Below are 18,303 nucleotides of genomic sequence, written 5' to 3'. Positions count from 1 at the left end.
CGGTCAGATCCAGCCCGCCTCCGCGGCGATGCGGATGGCGTCCACCCGGTTGCGGGCGTTGAGCTTGGTGGTCGCCGAGGTCAGGTAGTTGCGCACGGTCCCGGCGGTCAGGAAGAGCCGCCCGGCGATGTCGGTGACGTCGATCCCGTCCGCCGCCAGGCGCAACACGTCCAGTTCCCGGGGGGTCAGCGGGCACTCCTCGGTCTCGAACGCGGCGAGGGCCAGTTCCCCGTCGACGACCCGGCGCCCGGAGTTGACCCCGCGCACGGCGTCGGCGAGCTCCTTGGGCGGGGCGTCCTTGAGCAGGAAGCCGCCGACCTTGGCCTCCAGGGCGCGCCGCATCGTCCCCGGCTTGCCGAGGCTGGTGAGGATGAGCGTGCGCGTCTCGGGCGCCTTGTCCCGGATCTCGGTCGCGGCGGTGAGGCCGTCCTTGCCCGGCAGGTCGATGTCGATGATCGCGACGTCGGGGCGGTGCTCGAGGACGACCGGGAGGATCTCGTCCCCCGAGACCACTTCGGCGACGACCTCGATATCGTCCTCCAAGCCGAGGAGGGACACCAGCGCTCCCCGGACCATGTGCATGTCTTCGGCCAGGATCACCCGGATCACTGCTGTGTTCTCTTCCTTCCGGCGGTGGACGGCGACGGCTGTCCTTCATGGCCGCCCCGGGGGCGGTGGCCGCCTTCGGACACTTTAGTGGGTCCCGACCTCGTCCCGACTTTTCACAATTGTCCACTTTCGGACAAGATGTTCACGGCAGGACTAATCGACTTCGGTTTCCCTGCGCCTCGCGCCGCACCGCCGACCGATTCCGCGTCATGAAACGGCAAGGAGGCAGGCTTCCGTCATTCCGCGTCGTTGGCGAGCAGGGCGATCTGTACCCGGTTGTTCAGATCGAGCTTGGTGAGGATGCGGGACACGTGCGTCTTCACCGTGGGCAGGCCCATGTACAACCCGTCGGCGATTTCGGCGTTGGACGCGCCGCGGCCGATGGCCGCCGCCACCTCCCGCTCGCGGCCGCTCAGCAGCGCCAGCCGCTCGCGCGCCCGGTTCCGGCGGCGCAGCGCCTCGTCCCCGCCCCCGGCCACGTGCGCGATCAGGCGCCGGGCCACCGACGGGGACAGCACCGGCTCGCCCGCCCGCAGGCGGCGCAGCGCCCCGACGATCTCCTCCGGGCGGGTGTCCTTGAGCAGGAACCCCGCCGCGCCCGCGCGCAGGGCGCGCAGCACGTGCTCATCGGTGTCGAAGGTGGTCAGGATGATCACCTCCGGGGCGTCCGGCCCGGCGCGCAGCGCCTCGGTGGCCTCCAGGCCGTCGGTCCCGGGCATCCGGATGTCCATCAGGACGACGTCCGGGCGCAGCCGCCGGGCCAGGGCGCAGGCCGCGTCGCCGTCCCCGGCCTCCCCGGCGACCTCGACGTCGGGCGCGCCACCGAGCATCAGCGCCAGCCCGGAGCGCACCAGCGGGTCGTCGTCGGCCAGCAGGACGCGGATGCTCGTCATGGTGCCCAGGGTAGCCACGCCCGGACCGCGAACCCGCCGTCGGCACGGGGGCCGTGCTCCAGGGTGCCCCCGGCCAGCGCCACGCGCTCGGACAGGCCGACCAGGCCCGCGCCCGACCCTGCCCCGGGGCCGGGCGCGGGGCCGGGGCAGGGATCGGAGACCACCTCCACGTCGAGCCCGTCGCCCGGCCCACCGGCCACGCGGACCGCGACCCGCGCGCCCGGGGCGTGCTTGCGCGCGTTGGTCAGGCACTCCTGCACGACGCGGTAGGCGCTGCGCCCGGCCGCGCCCGGGGCCGCCCCGGGTTCGGCGACGTCCTCGTCCAGGCCGACGTCCATCCCGGCGGCCCGCGACTCCTCGACCAGGGCGGCGATCCCGTCCAATCCGGCGCCTCCGCCGGCGCTGCCGCCGTCGCCGCCGTCATCGTCGTCGGACCGCAGCATGCCGATCACTTCGCGCAGGTCCTCCAGCGCCTTGTGCGCGCTGTCCCGGATCACCCCGGCGGCACCGGCGACCTCCTCCGGCGAGGCGTCGCGGCGGTACTCCAGCGCCCCGGCGTGCACGCTCAGCAGGGACAGCCGGTGCCCCAGCACGTCGTGCATCTCCCGGGTGATGCGCTCGCGCTCGGACAGCCGCGCCCGGTCGGCGAGCAGCACCGCCTCCCGCTCGGCCAGCCGGACCCGCTCGGCCTGGGCCCGCGCCTCCCCCTCCGCGCGGACGGCGCGCTCGCGCAGCGACTCCACCAGGCTGCGGCGGGCGCGCGCGTACATCCCCCACCCCAGCACCGCGAACGACAGCACGCCGCCGACGGCCGCGGCGAAGAGCAGGTTGAAGGCGAAGGGCAGGCCGGGCTCGGGGCGCAGCGCGCCGAAGACCAGGCCGGCGGCCACCGCGGCCGCGCCGACCGCCGCCGCGGTGCGCGTGGGGCGGCGCAGGGCCACCCCGTACAGGGCGACCAGCATCGCCCCTCCGACCAGTTCGGAGAAGGTGCTCAGGGCGACCAGGAACAGGGCGGTGCCCACCGGCCACCGCCGCCGCGCCCACACTGCGGCCGCGGCCGCGACCCAGGCGAGCGTGTCGGCGGCCACCACCGGCTCCGGGACGTCCCGCGGCGCGCCGTCGACCGCGTGCACCACCGCCATGATCGGCGCCCACGCCAGGACGAACCCGAAGACGAGCAGGTCCTGGGCCCACCGCCGCACCGACCGCGCCATCGCGCACCACCCCTCCGGTCGATCCCGGCACCGACCCTACCGCCGGACATTCCCCCCGATGCAGTAACGAACGTGCAATCCCGCCCTCCCCGCCCGTCATCGCCGATAACCGATCAACACCCCAAACGAATTCACTCAGACATAGCGGATGAGGATGACCGGACCTCGGGGATGCGCGCCGAATACATAACGGGTCCGCAAGGGCGGAAACCCGTGCTCCCTCCTTCATTGCGGAGAATATTGGAGCCTGTCCGCAACCGCGCGCGTCCCGACTCTTCGCAGGAAGGACCGGTGCGACCCCACTCGTCCCCACCCCGCCCGCCGGGGCCGAATCACCCCGTGCGTACTCCGGGGAGCGAATTTCCCCCGCTGCCGCGAATACGCCCCGGCATGTCCCGAGAAAGGCGGGGGTAGGACGTCGGTCGACCGAGCGGGCTTTCAATCCCCTTGTGTCGGCGCGGTTCCCACGCGGTCCCCTCCCCCCGAGGAGGCCGCTGCGCGGGCATCGCGCCGTCCACCCCCGTGAAGAGTTCACACGACTGCAGAAATGGCGGTGCTCCGTGACCGAGCAGCTCGAATCCGGTACCGAAGCCCAGGACGGCGGCGCTCCCCGGCCCCAGCTCAGCCTCGGGACGGCCGCGGCCCGCAACCTGGCCACGACCACCAAGTCCCAACCGCAGATGCAGGAGATCTCCTCCCGCTGGCTGCTGCGCCTGCTCCCCTGGGTCCGCTGCGCGGGCGGCGCCTACCGGGTGAACCGCCGGCTCAGCGCCGTGGTCGGCGACGGCCGGGTCACCTTCACCACCCGCGGCGCCGAGATCTCGGTGATCCCCCAGGAACTGCGCGAACTGCCGCTGCTGCGCGGCTTCGACGACGACGCCCTGCTGACCGAGCTGGCCGGCCGCTTCCAGCAGTCCGAGTACGAGGCCGGGCAGCCCATCGTGACCGCCGGGGACGCCGCCGACCGGGTCCACCTGGTGGCGCACGGCAAGGCCAACGAGATCGGCACCGGCGAGTTCGGCGACCCGGTGGTGCTGGAGACCCTCGTCGACGGCGACCACTTCGGCGACCTGTCGCTGGTCGGCGGGGCCGACCGGTGGGAGATCACCGTCAAGGCGGTCACCCCCACCACCGTGCTCTCCCTGGACCGGTCGGCCTTCCAGGAGGTCGCCGACCGCTCCGAGGACCTGCGCGCGCACATCGAGGCCTTCCTGTCCGGCCTGGGCGCCCCCGCCAACGAGCACGGCGAGGCCGCCATCGACATGTCCTCGGGCCACGTCGGCGAGCCCGACCTGCCGGGAACCTTCGTCGACTACGAGATGGAGCCGCGCGAGTACGAGCTGAGCGTGGCCCAGACGGTGCTGCGGGTGCACACCCGCGTCGCCGACCTCTACAACGAGCCGATGAGCCAGGTCGGCGAGCAGCTCCGGCTCACCATCGAGGCCCTGCGCGAGCGCCAGGAGGCCGAGATGGTCAACAACCGCGAGTTCGGGCTGCTGCACAACGCCGCGCTGGAGCAGCGCATCCCCACCCGCAGCGGGCCGCCCACCCCCGACGACATGGACGACCTGCTCAGCCTGGTGTGGAAGGAGCCCGCGTTCTTCCTGGCCCACCCCAAGGCGATCGCCGCCTTCGGCCGGGAGTGCTCCGAGCGCGGCCTGTACCCGCAGACCGTCGACCACGGCGGCCACCAGATCCCGGCCTGGCGCGGGGTGCCGATGTTCCCCTGCAACAAGATCCCGGTCAGCTCCACCCGCACCTCCTCGATCATGCTGATGCGCACCGGCGAGCAGACCCAGGGCGTGATCGGGCTGAACCAGACCGGGCTGCCGGACGAGTACGAGCCCGGCCTGTCGGTGCGGTTCATGGGCATCGACGAGAAGGCGATCATCTCCTACCTGGTGAGCACCTACTACTCGGCGGCGGTCATGGTGCCCGACGCCCTGGGGATCCTGGAGCACGTCGAGCTCGGCCGGGAGGCCGGGTAGCACCGTGCACCCCTACCGGATCCCGCCGTTCTACGCGCTGTACCCCGCGCGGCTGAACCCCCATGTGGAGGCCGCGCGGGAGCACTCCAGAGCCTGGACCGAGGAGATGGGGATCTTCGACGACACCGGACCGGACGGCACGCCCGTGTGGACCCGGGAGAAGTACGAGGCCCACGACTTCCCGCTCCTGGCCGCCTACACCCACCCCGACTGCGACGAGCGGCTGATGAAGCTGGCCGCCGACTGGTACGTGTGGGTGTTCTACTTCGACGACCACTTCCTGGAGATGTTCAAGCGCACCCGGGACAAGGAGGCCGCCAAGGCCTACCTGCTGGGCCTGCGGGCGTACATGCCGCTCGACCCCGGGGACGGGGTGCCCGAGGCGGGCGCCCCCGTCGAGCGGTCCCTGGCCGACCTGTGGCTGCGCACCGCCCCGGCGATGTCCCGCGACTGGCGCGAGCGGTTCCTGGGCTACACCCGCAACCTCACCGACGAGTCGCTGCGGGAACTGGTCTCCATCGCCAAGGACGAGGTCGCCAACCCCATCGACTACCTGCAGATGCGGCGCCGGGCCGGCGGAGCCGAGTGGTCGGCCGGCCTGGTGGAGGCGGTGCTCGGCGCCGAGCTGCCGGCCCGGGTGGCCCGCACCCGGCCGCTGCGGGTGGTCACCGACGCCTTCGCCGACGCCGCCGGGATGCACAACGACGTGTACTCCTACGTCCGCGAGGTCGAGGAGGAGGGCGAGCTCGACAACGGCGTCCTGGTGATGGACACCTTCCTGGAGTGCGGGCCGCAGCGGGCCGCCGAGGTGATGCGGGACGTCGTCGGGTCGCGGATGCGCCTGATCGAGAACACCGCCGCCACCGAGCTGCCCCCGCTCTTCGCCGAGCACGCCCTCGACGACGCGGAGAAGGGGCGCGTCCTGCGCTACGTCAAAGGGCTCCAGGAGTGGTTCTCCGGGACCGACGCCTGGCACCTGGAGTCGGGGCGCTACCCCGGCGCCGCGTCGGTGGCCGCCACCGACGGCCTCCCCGTGCCCAAGGGGACGGGCACCGCGGCGGTCCGGGCGGCGGCCACCGTCGCCCTGGGCTCCCGGGCGTTCGCGACCTCGCACGGCCCGGTGCAGCGCACCCCGGCCGAGCCGGTCGAGCCGCCCGATTTCGCGATGCCCTACCCGGCGCGCACCAGCCCCCACCTGGACCGGGTGCGGGCGCACACCAAGGGGTGGGCCGGGACGACGGGCATGCTGTCGACGCCGGTGTGGGACGAGGCGGCCTTCGACGCCGCCGACTACGGGCTCTTCGCCGCCCTCACCCACCCCGAGGCCGGCGCCGAGGAGCTGGACCTGGTCGCCGACTGGCACGTGTGGGGGTTCTACCTCGACGACCTGTTCGTCCAGGAGTTCAAGCTCACCCGGGACCGCGCGGGGGCCCGCGCCTACCTGGAAGGACTGGAGGCCTTCCTGCCGGAGGAGCCCGGGGCGGCGCCCGCCCCGGCCGACCCGGCCCAGCGCGGGCTGGCCGACCTGTGGCGGCGCACCGCGCCGCTGCTGTCGCCCACGGCCCGGCGGTCCTTCCCCCGGGTCCTCGCCGACTTCACCGGGTCGTGGCTGTGGGAGCTGGCCAACGACGCCCAGCACCGGGTGCCCGACCCGATCGACTACATCGAGATGCGCAGGCGCACCGGCGGGACCCTGTTCTCGCTGGAGCTGGCCCGGCTGGCGGACGGGGACGGCCCCGGCGGGCCGCTGCCCGAGGACTTCCTGGCCGACGACGCGGTGCGGTCGCTGAACGAGTCCTGGGCCGACGTGGGGCCGCTGCGCAACGACATCCTGTCCTACCGCAAGGAGATGGAGGAGGAGGCCGACGTCAACAACGGCGTCCTGGTGGCGCAGCGGTTCTTCGGGACCTCCGCCCAGGACGCCGCCCGGATCCTCTCGGCGGCGGCCGACGCCCGGCTGGAGGAGTTCGAGCGGGCCGCCCGCGAGGACGTCCCGGCGCTGTGCGCCGAGATGGAGCTGGGACGCGAGGCGACGGCGCGGGTAGAGCGGTACATGAACGCCCTGCGCCTGTGGCTCGCCGGAGACCGCGCGTGGTCCGCCGCGACGGGGCGCTACCGGGCCGTGCCGGCCTCCGGGGCGCCCGGGGCCACCAGCCCGGTGCTGCGCCGCCTCCTCGGCGGCCCGCGCGGCCCGGGGACCGCGGCCGCCCGCCTCCCCCGGCCCTCCGCTCCCGACCACCCCCACACCCGACCGCGACTCGACGAACGGTGCGCACCATGACCCAGACGCACGACGGTCCCGGAGCGGCCGCGGACGGGGTCCCCCCGCCTCCGCAGAGCCTGGCCACCGGGGCCGCACGGAAACTGGCCACGACCACCAAGACGCCCCCGGCCACCCGGGAGACCACCCCCCGCTGGCTCTCCCGGATGCTGCCCTGGACCGACGTCCCCGGCGGCGCCTACCGGGTGAACCGCCGCCTGACCCACTCCCTCGGCGACGGCCGCGTGCCCGTGGTCCGCGTCGGCACCGACCACCGGCCCCTCCCCGCCGGGCTGCGCGAACTGGCCCTGCTGCGCGGGGCCGACGAGGGGAGCGCCGCGGGGATGGAGGCGCTGACCGCGGTCGCCGACGCCTTCACCCAGGTGCGCTACCGGCCCGGCGAGACCATCGCCGAGGCCGGATCGCCCGCCGACCGGGTGCTGCTGGTCGCGCACGGCAAGGTGCGGCGCACCGGCACCGGCCCGTTCGGCGACCCGGCCCACCTGGGGCTGCTGTCGTCCGGGGAGGTCGCCGGGGGCTCGGCGCTGGCCGGGCCGGCGTCGCAGGCCGAACCGTGGGCGGAGACCCTGACCGCCGCCACCGGGTGCACGGTGCTGGCGCTGGCGGCGGACGACTTCGCCGCGCTGCGCGACCGCGTCCCGGCGCTCGACGCCCTGGTGCGCCGGGCGCGGAACGGCCCCCGCCCGGAGACCAACCGGCTCGGCGAGGCGGCCGTCGCCATGGCGGCCGGGCACACCGGGGAGCCGGTCGTCCCGGGGACGTTCGTCGACTACGACCCCTCGCCGCGCGAGTACGAGCTGGGCATCGCCCAGACGGTGCTGCGGGTGCACACCAGGGTGGCCGAGCTGTACAGCCAGCCCATGGACCAGCAGGGGGAGCAGCTGCGCGTGACGGTGGACTCGCTGATGGAGCGGCGCGAGTTCGACCTGCTCAACGACCGGGGCTTCGGCCTGCTGCACAACGCCGACCCCCGGCAGCGGGTGTCCACCCGCTCCGGGCCGCCCGGCCCGGACGACCTGGACGAGCTGCTCAGCAGGCGCCGCAAGTCGCAGTTCTTCCTGGCGCACCCCAAGGCGATCGCCGCGTTCGGGCGCGAGTGCTCCCGGCGCGGGGTGATGCCGGGGACCGCGCGGGTGGAGGGGCAGGCCGTGATGACGTGGCGCGGAGTGCCCCTGCTGCCCAGCGACAAGGTCCCGGTCAGCCGCGCCGGCACCACCTCGGTCCTGGTGATGCGGACCGGGGAGCAGGACGAGGGGGTGATCGGCCTGCACCGCACCGGGCTGCCCGACGAGCACGTTCCCGGGGTGTCGGTGCGCGCCATGGACATCGGTGACCAGGCGGTCCGGCGCTTCCTGGTGACCGCCTACCACTCGGTGGCGGTCCTGGTCCCCGACGCCCTGGGCGTGCTGGAGAACGTCGAACTCGGCCGGTGAACCCGTCCCCGGGGCCGCCCGCACAGCGGCGGCCCCGCCCCTCCTCCGAGAGAACCGAGGCCCGACCGGCCGCGCCGACCCGTTTGGGAGGTCCCATGTCCCCCACAGAATCCGCAACCGAGCCGACCGCACCGGCCCCGCCCGCCGCCGCGGGCCCGCCGCCGCGCAGCGCCGCCGGTGTGCTGTCCGACTCCCGCGACCTGGTGGTCCCGGCGCTGCGCGAGGCCGTGGAGGGCCTGCCCCCGGCGATGCGGCGCATCGGCGGGTACCACTTCGGCTGGTGCGACGGAGACGGGGCACCGGTGGCCGGGGGCGGCGGCAAGGCGCTGCGCCCGGCGCTGGTGCTGCTGGCGGCCGAGGCCGTCGGCGGCGGCGCCCGGCCGGCGCTGCCGCCCGCGGCCGCCGTGGAGCTGGTGCACAACTTCTCCCTCCTGCACGACGACGTGATGGACGGGGACACCACCCGCCGCCACCGGCCCACCGCCTGGACGGTGTTCGGCGCGGGCCCGGCGGTCCTGGCCGGGGACGCGCTGCTCACCCTGGCGTTCGAGGAGGTGTCCCGGGGCGGGTCCCTCGTGGGGGCGCACCGCGCCGCCGAGGCCGGGCGGGTGCTCGCCGCCGCCGTGCAGGACCTGATCGGCGGCCAGTCGGCCGACCTCTCCTTCGAACGGCGCGAGGACGTGGACCTGGACGAGTGCCTGTCCATGGCGCACGGCAAGACGGGGGCCCTGATGGCCTGCTGTACCGCCCTGGGCGCGCTGTGGGCGGGGGCGGGACCGGCCCGGGTGGGGGCGATGCGCGACTTCGGCGCGAACCTGGGGCTGTCCTTCCAGATCGCCGACGACCTGCTGGGGATCTGGGGCGACCCGGAGGTGACCGGCAAGCCGGTCCACTCCGACCTGCGCAGCCGGAAGAAGACGCTGCCGGTGGTGGCGGCGGTGGCGTCGGGGACCCCCGCCGGGGACGAGCTGCACGCGCTGATGGCCGGGCACGAGCGGCTCTCCGGCGCCGAGGCCGAGCACGCGGCGGGCCTCGTGGAGGCGGCGGGCGGCCGGGCGTGGGCGACCGAACGGGCGGACGCCCTGCTGGAGAACGCGTTGGAGGCCCTGCGCACGGCGGTCCCCCCCGGCCGCCACCGGGAGGAGCTGGCGTCCCTGGCACGCCTGGCCGCCCACCGCGACGGCTAGGACGGGCCGGGCGGGCCTCCCGCGGCCGCGGCACCGGCGCGGGACGCCCCGCCCCCGTCACCGAGAGGGGCCGTATCACCACTATCCGTCGACTTCCGACACGACGACCCCCGAGGAGGAAGCCATGACCGTTTCCAGCGGTGCGACGGGCCTTCCGTCGCACGCGGCCGGACCGCCCCCCGGCGGCACCGGGCCCACGGCGGCGCTGGTCGCCGACGTCCTCGTCCCCGACGACGGGCCGCCCGTCCCCTGCCCCGCCGCCGACCTGCTCGACGGTTCCCTCACCCGCGCCGGGGTCCCGGTCCGGCGCGGACCGGTCTCCCTGCCCGGCCCCGGCGGCACCGGCGCGGGCGCCGTCCTCGCCGCCGTCCTCGACGGCACCGGCGCCGAAGGCGCCGACGCCCGTATCGGCCTGGGGGTCGAGATCGAGGACCTGCGGGAAGGCGCGGCCGCGCGGACCGAGGAGGCCGCCCGTGCGGCGTTCTCCTCCTGGCGGGAGGCGGCCGGTGTCCCCCGCCGGGTTCTCCTGGCCGCTCCGCGCTCGTTCTGCGCCGGGGTGGAGCGGGCCATCGAGATCGTCGAACGCGCGCTGGAGCAGTGCGGCGCCCCCGTCTACGTGCGCAAGCAGATCGTGCACAACACCCGCGTCGTGGCCGACCTGCAGGAGCGCGGCGCGGTCTTCGTCGACGAGCTGGACGCCGTCCCGGCCGGGCGGACCGTCGTCTTCTCCGCCCACGGGGTGTCCCCCGCCGTCCGCGAGGAGGCCGACCGGCGCGGCCTCGACGTCATCGACGCCACCTGCCCCCTGGTCACCAAGGTGCACACCGAGGCGCGCCGGTTCGCGTCCCGCGGGGACACCGTGGTGCTCATCGGGCACGGGGGGCACGAAGAGGTCGAGGGCACGCTGGGCGAGGCGCCCTCCCGCACCGTCCTGGTGCAGACCCCCGAGGAGGCGGCCCGGCTGGAGGTGCCCGACCCCGGCCGGATCTCCTACCTCACCCAGACCACGCTGGCCGTGGACGAGACGGCCGAGATCGTGGACGTGCTGCGCGCCCGCTTCCCCGCGCTGCGCGGTCCCGCCTCCGACGACATCTGCTACGCCACCACCAACCGGCAGGACGCCCTGGCCGCCATCGCCGACGAGTCCGACACGGTGCTGGTCGTCGGGTCGGACAACTCCTCCAACTCCGTGCGCCTGGTGGAGCTGGCCGAGCGGAACGGCACCCCGGCGCACCTGATCGACGCCCCCGGCGACATCCGCCCCGAGTGGCTGGCCGGTGCCCGCACGGTGGGGCTGACGGCCGGGGCCTCCGCGCCGCCCGCCCTGGTCGACGCGGTGGTCGCGGCGCTGCGCGGGCTGGGGCCGCTGTCGGTCACCGAGTACGAGACCGCCCGCGAGACCGTGCACTTCACCCTGCCCGCCCCGGTGAGGCGCCGATGACGGGGGCGAACGGGGCCGGTCCGCACACGCCGCTGCTGGACCGCGTCGACTCCCCCGCCGACCTGCGCGCCCTGCCCGACGCGCTGCTGCCGGACCTGGCCGGGCAGATCCGCTCCTTCCTCATCGACCGGGTCTGCCGGACCGGCGGGCATCTGGGCCCCAACCTCGGGGTGGTGGAGCTGACGCTGGCCCTGCACCGCGTGTTCGACGTCCGCGAGGGCGGGGACGTGCTGCTCTTCGACACCGGCCACCAGTCCTACGTGCACAAGCTGCTCACCGGGCGGCGGGAGGGGTTCGACGGGCTGCGCGCGGAGGGCGGGATGTCCGGCTACCCCAGCCGCGCCGAGTCGGGCACCGACGTCATCGAGAACTCGCACGCCTCGACCGCGCTGTCCTACGCCGACGGGCTGGCCAAGGCGCTGGCCCTGCGCGGTGAGCGGCGCCGCCGGGTGGTGGCGCTGGTCGGCGACGGCGCGCTCACCGGCGGGATGAGCCTGGAGGCGCTGAACAACCTGGGCGCCGCGCCCGACCGGCCGGTCGTGGTGGTGCTCAACGACAACGGGCGCTCCTACTCCCCCACCTCCGGCGGGCTGGCCGCACACCTGGCGCGCCTGCGCGGGTCGGACGGCAGGGAGGCGGCGGGCGAGGACGGGGGCGGCGTGTTCACCGCCCTCGGCCTCGCCTACCTGGGGCCGGTCGACGGGCACGACACCCGGGCGGTGGAGGACGCGCTGCGCGAGGCCGCCGCCCTCGGACGGCCGACGGTGGTGCACTGCGTCACCGGCAAGGGGCACGGGTACCCGCCGGCCGAGCGGGACCGGGCCGACCACCTGCACACCGTGGGCGTGGTCGACCCGCGCACCGGCCGCGCGCGGTCCCCGTCCGGCCCGTCCTGGACCTCGGTGTTCGGCGAGGAGATCGCGGCGATCGGCGCCGAGCGCCCGGACGTGGTGTGCGTGACCGCCGCCATGCCCGGGCCGACCGGGCTGGAGGCGTTCGCGCGCCGCTTCCCCGGGCGCGTCTTCGACGTGGGCATCGCCGAGCAGCACGCGGTGACCTCCGCCGCCGGGCTCGCGCTGGGCGGGGCGCGGCCGGTGGTGGCGGTCTACTCCACCTTCCTCGGCCGCGCCTTCGACCAGGTGCTGTTGGACGCGGCCCTGCACCGGCTGCCGGTGGTGCTGGTGCTGGACCGGGCGGGGGTGACCGGCCCGGACGGGCCCAGCCACCACGGGATGTGGGACGCGGCGCTGCTGCCGGTGGTGCCGGGGCTGCGGCTGGCCGCGCCCCGGGACTGCGCCGCGCTGCGGGAGCTGCTGCGCGAGGCGGTCGACGAGGACGGCGGGCCGACCGCACTGCGCTACCCCAAGGCCTCGGCCGGGCCGGACGTGCCCGCGCAGGCCCGGATCGGCCACTGCGACCTGCTGCGGGAGGACCCCGCCGCCGACGTGCTGCTGCTAGGCGTGGGGCCGATGGCGGGGGCCTGCCTGGAGGCCTCCCGGATGCTGGCGGCGCGCGGGGTGCGCACCAGCGCGGCCGACCCGCGGTGGATCGCGCCGCTCGACAACGCCCTGGTGGAACTGGCCGCCGCGCACCCCCTCGTGCTGACCGCCGAGGACGCCACCGCGGCCAACTCCCTGGGCGCCCGGCTCGGCCAGGAGCTGGCCCGGCGCGGGTCGGCCACCCGCACGGTCACCCTGGCGCTGCCGCCGCGGTTCCTCCCGCACGGCCCACGCGCCGGGATCCTCGACGAGCACGGCCTCGACCCGGCGGGGATCGCCGCCGCCGTCCTCGACCACCTTCCGCACGGCGGCTCCCGGCCCGGAGCCTCCGGGCACTCCGGGGTCCGCCGGGAGAGGAGCACACCATGACCGCGACCGAACTGGGCTTCCCCCGCATGCCCTCCGACCCCGAGCCGTGGACGGGGCCGCGCGCGCCCGACCGCCGCCCCACCCGCCGCCTCGACGTGGGCGGCGTGCCGGTGGGCGGCGGCGCGCCGGTGTCGGTGCAGTCCATGACGACCACCGTCACCGCCGACGTCGACGCCACGCTGCAGCAGATCGCCGAGCTGACGGCGGCCGGCTGCCAGATCGTGCGGGTGGCGGTGCCCAGCGCCGACGACGCCGGGGCGCTGCCGAGGATCGCCGCGCGGTCGCAGATCCCGGTGGTCGCCGACATCCACTTCCAGCCCAAGTACGTCTTCGCCGCGATCGAGGCCGGGTGCGCCGCGGTGCGGGTGAACCCGGGCAACATCAAGAGGTTCGACGACCGGGTCGGCGAGATCGCGCGGGCCGCCGCCGACGCGCAGGTGCCCATCCGCATCGGCGTCAACGCGGGGTCGCTCGACAGCCGCCTGCTGGCCAAGCACGGCGGCGCGACGCCCGAGGCGCTGGTGGAGTCGGCGCTGTGGGAGTGCTCCTTGTTCGAGGAGCACGGGTTCGGCGACATCAAGATCTCGGTCAAGCACCACGACCCGGCGGTGGTGGTGCCCGCCTACGAGCTGCTGTCCGAGCGCTGCGACTACCCGCTGCACCTGGGGGTGACCGAGGCCGGGCCGCCGCCGCAGGGCACCGTGAAGTCGGCGGCGGCGTTCGGGGCGCTGCTGAGCCGGGGGATCGGGGACACGATCCGGGTGTCGCTGTCGGCGCCGCCGGTGGAGGAGGTCAAGGTCGGCATCCAGATCCTGGAGGCGTTCGCCCTGCGGGAGCGGGGGCTGGAGATCGTGTCCTGCCCGTCGTGCGGGCGGGCCCAGGTGGACGTGCACACGCTGGCCCAGGAGGTGGCCGCCGCGTTCGAGGGGTTCCCGGCGGCGCTGCGGGTGGCGGTGATGGGGTGCGTGGTGAACGGCCCCGGGGAGGCGCGGGAGGCCGACATCGGCGTGTCCTGCGGCAACGGCAAGGGGCAGATCTTCGTGAAGGGCGAGGTGGTGGCGACCGTACCGGAGTCGAGGATCGTGGAGGCGCTGATCGAGAAGGCGATGGAGATCGCGGAGGTGTCCGAGGACGGGTGACCCCCGCGCCCCGGCCGGAGGAGGAGGCCGCCCGGGGCGCGACCGGCGCGGCGCGTCGACCCGTCCCGCCCGCCGGGGTAGCCAGGGAGCGGACAGCGGACCGAGGAGGCTGCCGTGGAGGAACGGTTCGACACCGTCGTCATCGGAATGGGGCCCGGCGGGGAGACGGTCGCGTCCCGCCTGGCGGCGGCGGGCAGGCGGGTCGCGGTCGTGGAGCGGGAGCTGATCGGCGGCGAGTGCGGGTACTACGCCTGCATCCCGTCCAAGACGCTGCTGCGCCCGCCCGAGGTGCGGTCCGAGGCCGCGGGGTCGGCCGGGGTCGCGGAGCCGGGGCTGGACTGGCCGGGCATCCGGAACTACCGCGACACCCTCGTACGGCACTTCGACGACTCCCGTCAGGTGGCGGGCTACGAGGAGCAGGGCGTCACGGTGGTCAAGGGGGCCGCCCGGGTGACCGGCCGCGGCCCGTGGCGGGTGGAGGCGGCCGGCCGCACCCTGGCCGCGCCCGACATCGTGGTGGCGACGGGGTCGTCGCCCGCGCTGCCGCCGCTCCCCGGGCTGGACGCGGTGGAGACGTGGACCAACCGGGAGGCGACCACGCTGGAGCGCGTCCCCGCGTCGGTCGCCGTGATCGGCGGGGGCGCGGTGGCCGTGGAGATGGGGCAGTTCCTCGCGCGCATGGGGGCCGGCGTCGAACTGCTGGAGCGCGGGGACCACCTGCTGGGCCGGGAGGAGCCCGAGGTCGGCGCGGAGGCCGCCGCGGCGCTGGAGCGCGACGGGGCGCGGGTGCGCACGGGGACCAAGGTGGTCAAGGCGTTCCGCGACGACGCCGGGCTCAGCGCGCTGGAGCTGGACGACGGCTCGCGGGTGGAGGCCGAGGTGGTGCTCGCGGCCACCGGCCGTACCCCGAACACGGCCGGGCTGGGACTGGAAGAGCAGGGGGTCGACGTCGGCCGCAGGGGGCTGGAGGTGGACGACCGCTGCCGGGCCGCGGAAGGGCTGTGGGCGGTCGGCGACGTCACCGGGGTGGCGGCGCTGACGCACGTCGCCAAGTACCAGGGGCGCGTGGTCGCCGACAACCTCCTGGGGCGGGACCGCCGTGCGGACTACACGGCGGTGCCGCGGGTGCTGTTCACCGACCCGGAGACGGCGGCGGTGGGGCTGACCGCGCGGCAGGCGGCCGAGCGCGGCATCGCGACCGCGTCGGCGGAGGTGGACCTGCCGACGGAGCTGGCGCGTCCGTGGACCTACTCGACCGACCCGCGGGGCCGCCTGGGCGTGCTGGCCGACACCGGGCGCCGGGTCCTGATCGGGGCGTGGGCGGTGGCGCCGATGGCCGGGGAGTGGATCCATACCGCGGCCTTGGCGGTGCGCGCGGAGGTCCCCCTGGACGTCCTGGCCGACGGGATCGCCCAGTTCCCGACCTTCAACGAGGCCTACGTGAACGCGGTGGAGAAGCTGGAGGGGTGACCCCGCGGCGGGCCACGGCGCCGTCTCGTCCGCTACCGTCCCGCGTGCTGCCCCGGGTGGGGCGGGTACGGGCCCGGCTGATGCGGGGCGGGGGCCTGGACCGGAGCCGGGGCCGCCTTCTCCGTGCTCTGGCGCTTCAGCGTCCACTTCGACGGCGCGAACGCGCCCCCCAGCAGCGCGAAGATGATGAACGTGTTCGATATGAGCAGGTCCTCGTTCACCATCTCCTCGCCGCTGGTGGCGAACACCAGCATGGCGATGCCCCCGAACGCGGCGATGAGCAGGCAGACGACCTGCAGTGCGTGCAGGATGATGCGCAGGGCGATGTTCATGTCCGTCGTTCCTTCGTTCCTTCGTTCCTTCGTGATCGGTTCCCGCCGGCCTCACCGGGCCGCGGTCAGGGGGACCACCGGTCCGTCGTCGTAGGGGTCGGTCGGCGCGCCCACCGCGAACCCGCCGTCGATCTCCACGGCGTGCACGGCGCCCGCGGCGTTGTAGGACTGCTCGGGCAGGCCCGTGGCGAGCACCCGGGCGCGGCCCTCCCCGTCGAGGGGCAGCCGCAGCACGCGGGTCTCCTCTTCCGTGCTGTCGCCGTATTCGGCCACCGCCAGCACGCCCCGGTCGTCCGCGCCGACCACCTGCACCGCGTGCTCGTCGACGCGCCGGTTCCACAGGATCTCCCCGGCCTCCAGATCGATCGCGACCATCCGCTCGTCGGCCGACCAGTTCCCCGGGGACGCGTACAGCACCCCGTCGTGGGAGGCCAGCGCCGTCTCGGAGTCGCCCAGCCGCCACTCCTCGCTGGCCGCCCCGTAGCCGGACTCCTGGGTGGCGTCGATCCGCTTCCACCCGTCCTCGCCGTCGGCGATCAGCAGTTCCGAGCCGATGGTCGGCTCCTCGTCTCCGTCCCCGTCCGACAGCAGCGACGACAGCTCCGACGACAGCGACGCGTGCACCACGGCCAAGGGGTCCGTGCTGACGACGCTGACCGAGCTCAGGAAGTCGATGTTCATGTCCGTGGGGAAGGCCCGCACCCCGGACACCTCCCCGGTCGCGGTGTCCAGCCGGGCGGCGAACGGTGCGCTCGTGCCGTCAGAGGTCTCGCAGCTCCCCGCGACCGCCGCGCTCCCGCCTTCGGTCATCACGTCGTTGCCGTGCGAGACGCAGTCCTCGCCGGGCCCCTCGATCCCGGTCTCGGCCCACAGCGTCTCACCGTCGGCGGCGTCCACCCCGACCAGCAGCGGCCCCCAGGCGGCCAGCGCCCTCGGACCGTCGGCCCACACGTGCACGTCCCGGCCGGGGATGCCTTCGGCCTCGTTCAGCTCGGGCACCTCCCAGCGCCACCGCTCCTCGCCGGTGTCCAGGTCGAGCGCCACCAGGGTGTCGCACAGCGCGCCGTCGTCCCCGGCGCCGCCCTCGCGCTCGACGATCACCAGCGCCAAGCCGCCGTCCTCCCCGGCGGGGTCCTGGGCGGCGGCGCACAGCCCCTCGCCCTCGGTGAAGCGCCAGGAGGCGGAGCCGTCCTCGACGCCGTAGGCGGTCACGCCCGCCCGGTCGGCGCGCACGGCACCGCCGCCGCCCGGCCACAGGGCGAAGACCTCGTCGAAGTCGGTGGTCGCCCCGCCCGGCCGGTGGACGTCGTCCGCCGGGGCCTCCCAGACGGGGACGGCGGCCGTGGACTCCCCCTCGGTCTTCATGGGCGGGTCGAAGATCGCCGTGATGTTCTGGCTCCCCCAGTAGTAGGAGACGAACACCGACGCCGCGAGCCCGGCGGCCAGGAAAGGGAGGCGCTTGAGGGTGAAGAGGCGCTTGAAGTCCTTGCGTTTGGGCCCCTCGCCCATGCGGGCCAGGCGGGATTCGCGCGCGTAGAGGCCCGAGCGGACGTGCTTGGGGTCGAGGGGGACGCCCCATTCGTCGCGGGGGATGTTCGAACCGCCCCCGCTGCCGCCGCCGGCGTTCTTACGGGCATTGCGCCGCGCTTCGCGCGCGAGCTTCTTGATCCGATCCTCGTCGGCCATGGGGATGTGCTCTTCCGGGAGATTCGAGGAGCGCTGGGGAGGCGCCCGTGCGGAGGTCTGACGCGACTGTGCGCTGGGCGGTTCCGGTGAGCACGGCGCCGGCGCCCATGTCGGGGTGACGGCCGGGGGCGAGCGGCCCCCGGCCGTCCGGGAGCGCACCGGATCTGGGGGGATCGATCGGCACGCCGGCGCGGTGGACCGAGGGGCGCCTCCGCCGTGCGGAGAGGAGGGGATGGACGGCGGAGGCGTCCTCGGTGCGGACCCATGATGCCCGCAGACGCTCGGGGCGCGGCAAGGTGTTTCGACGATCATGGAAACGCCCTGGAAGACCGGCGGGCAGGCGGCGCACGCGGGGGCGCGCGGGGGTCACCCCTGGCCGCGGTAGGGGCCCTGCGGCGGCACGGGGGCGTTGTAGTGCTGCTGTGCCGGGGCCTGCGGGGCGAGGGCGTTCCGCCCGCCCTTCCGCTCGACGGGCGGGATCGACCACAGGGTGGGCGAGAAGGCGATCGCGAGGAGGCCGAACATGGTGAACGACCCGATCATCAGGTGGTCGTTGGGGCCCGGGTCGTCACTGGCGACGATGATGGCGATGGTGCCGATGACGGCGAATCCCAGGCAGATGGCCTGAAGGATGTGCAGGATGACACGGGCGGCCGTGATCATGGGGTGTTCTCCTCGGTGTGGGCGGGCCGTGTGCCGGACCCGTGGTGATTCATCCTCTATGTGACCGAATATCCGGTGTTTCGGTTCCCGTGGCGCCGA

Annotated in this window: 14 protein-coding genes; 8 read left to right on the top strand and 6 right to left on the bottom strand. The window is 75.0% G+C overall.

Going from position 1 to position 18,303, the window contains the following annotated elements; genetic code table 11:
- Positions 1 to 3: 3 nt before the first annotated feature.
- The 3 genes from O4U47_RS20845 to O4U47_RS20835 form a co-directional block, all read right to left on the bottom strand.
- The gene (locus O4U47_RS20845; RefSeq protein ID WP_270679598.1) at positions 4 to 609 is read right to left on the bottom strand and encodes a response regulator transcription factor; all 606 of its coding nucleotides are present in this window, start codon (positions 607 to 609) and stop codon (positions 4 to 6) included.
- A gap of 236 nt (positions 610 to 845) precedes the next feature.
- Positions 846 to 1,502: a response regulator transcription factor gene (locus O4U47_RS20840; RefSeq protein WP_270679597.1), complete on the bottom strand. Its 657-nt coding sequence runs from the start codon at positions 1,500 to 1,502 to the stop codon at positions 846 to 848.
- On the bottom strand, positions 1,499 to 2,716 hold the full coding sequence (locus tag O4U47_RS20835) for a sensor histidine kinase (RefSeq protein WP_270679596.1): 1,218 nt from the start codon (positions 2,714 to 2,716) through the stop codon (positions 1,499 to 1,501). Before O4U47_RS20835 ends, O4U47_RS20840 begins: the two co-directional genes overlap by 4 nt.
- Before the next feature lie 560 nt (positions 2,717 to 3,276).
- Here O4U47_RS20835 and O4U47_RS20830 point away from each other — a divergent pair.
- The 8 genes from O4U47_RS20830 to O4U47_RS20795 all read left to right on the top strand — a co-directional run bounded on the left by O4U47_RS20830 (position 3,277) and on the right by O4U47_RS20795 (position 15,523).
- Positions 3,277 to 4,704 carry a family 2B encapsulin nanocompartment shell protein gene (locus O4U47_RS20830; protein ID WP_270679595.1) on the top strand — a complete coding sequence of 476 codons (1,428 nt, stop codon included), beginning with the start codon at positions 3,277 to 3,279 and terminating at the stop codon, positions 4,702 to 4,704.
- Between the two features lie 4 nt (positions 4,705 to 4,708).
- Entirely contained in the window at positions 4,709 to 6,985 is a 2,277-nt protein-coding gene (locus tag O4U47_RS20825; protein ID WP_270679594.1) for a terpene synthase family protein, read from the top strand.
- The gene (locus O4U47_RS20820; RefSeq protein ID WP_270679593.1) at positions 6,982 to 8,418 is read left to right on the top strand and encodes a family 2B encapsulin nanocompartment shell protein; all 1,437 of its coding nucleotides are present in this window, start codon (positions 6,982 to 6,984) and stop codon (positions 8,416 to 8,418) included. Before O4U47_RS20825 ends, O4U47_RS20820 begins: the two co-directional genes overlap by 4 nt.
- Before the next feature lie 95 nt (positions 8,419 to 8,513).
- Complete coding sequence (locus O4U47_RS20815) at positions 8,514 to 9,605, top strand: family 2 encapsulin nanocompartment cargo protein polyprenyl transferase (protein WP_270679592.1); 1,092 nt, start codon at positions 8,514 to 8,516, stop codon at positions 9,603 to 9,605.
- A 124-nt stretch (positions 9,606 to 9,729) separates the two neighbouring features.
- Positions 9,730 to 11,046 carry a 4-hydroxy-3-methylbut-2-enyl diphosphate reductase gene (gene ispH, locus O4U47_RS20810; protein WP_270679591.1) on the top strand — a complete coding sequence of 439 codons (1,317 nt, stop codon included), beginning with the start codon at positions 9,730 to 9,732 and terminating at the stop codon, positions 11,044 to 11,046.
- Positions 11,043 to 12,914: a 1-deoxy-D-xylulose-5-phosphate synthase gene (locus tag O4U47_RS20805; RefSeq protein WP_270679590.1), complete on the top strand. Its 1,872-nt coding sequence runs from the start codon at positions 11,043 to 11,045 to the stop codon at positions 12,912 to 12,914. Before ispH ends, O4U47_RS20805 begins: the two co-directional genes overlap by 4 nt.
- Entirely contained in the window at positions 12,911 to 14,053 is a 1,143-nt protein-coding gene (ispG, locus tag O4U47_RS20800; RefSeq protein ID WP_408639003.1) for a flavodoxin-dependent (E)-4-hydroxy-3-methylbut-2-enyl-diphosphate synthase, read from the top strand. The genes O4U47_RS20805 and ispG overlap by 4 nt, the downstream gene beginning before the upstream one ends.
- A gap of 114 nt (positions 14,054 to 14,167) precedes the next feature.
- Positions 14,168 to 15,523: a dihydrolipoyl dehydrogenase family protein gene (locus O4U47_RS20795; protein WP_270679589.1), complete on the top strand. Its 1,356-nt coding sequence runs from the start codon at positions 14,168 to 14,170 to the stop codon at positions 15,521 to 15,523.
- Positions 15,524 to 15,555: 32 nt separating this feature from the next.
- Here O4U47_RS20795 and O4U47_RS20790 read toward each other — a convergent pair whose 3' ends face one another.
- The 3 genes from O4U47_RS20790 to O4U47_RS20780 all read right to left on the bottom strand — a co-directional run bounded on the left by O4U47_RS20790 (position 15,556) and on the right by O4U47_RS20780 (position 18,204).
- Positions 15,556 to 15,855: a hypothetical protein gene (locus O4U47_RS20790; RefSeq protein ID WP_270679588.1), complete on the bottom strand. Its 300-nt coding sequence runs from the start codon at positions 15,853 to 15,855 to the stop codon at positions 15,556 to 15,558.
- Positions 15,856 to 15,906: 51 nt separating this feature from the next.
- Complete coding sequence (locus tag O4U47_RS20785) at positions 15,907 to 17,541, bottom strand: outer membrane protein assembly factor BamB family protein (RefSeq protein WP_270679587.1); 1,635 nt, start codon at positions 17,539 to 17,541, stop codon at positions 15,907 to 15,909.
- Positions 17,542 to 17,907: 366 nt separating this feature from the next.
- Positions 17,908 to 18,204, bottom strand: coding sequence for a hypothetical protein (locus O4U47_RS20780; protein WP_270679586.1), 297 nt, complete (start codon positions 18,202 to 18,204; stop codon positions 17,908 to 17,910).
- Positions 18,205 to 18,303 lie beyond the last annotated feature (99 nt).

It is taken from the genome of Nocardiopsis suaedae, from assembly GCF_027706745.1.
GTDB classification, from domain to species: Bacteria; Actinomycetota; Actinomycetes; order Streptosporangiales; family Streptosporangiaceae; genus Nocardiopsis_A; species Nocardiopsis_A suaedae.
Note: the sequence above shows the minus strand (reverse complement) of the source record. Positions and strands in the feature narration are given on the sequence as shown.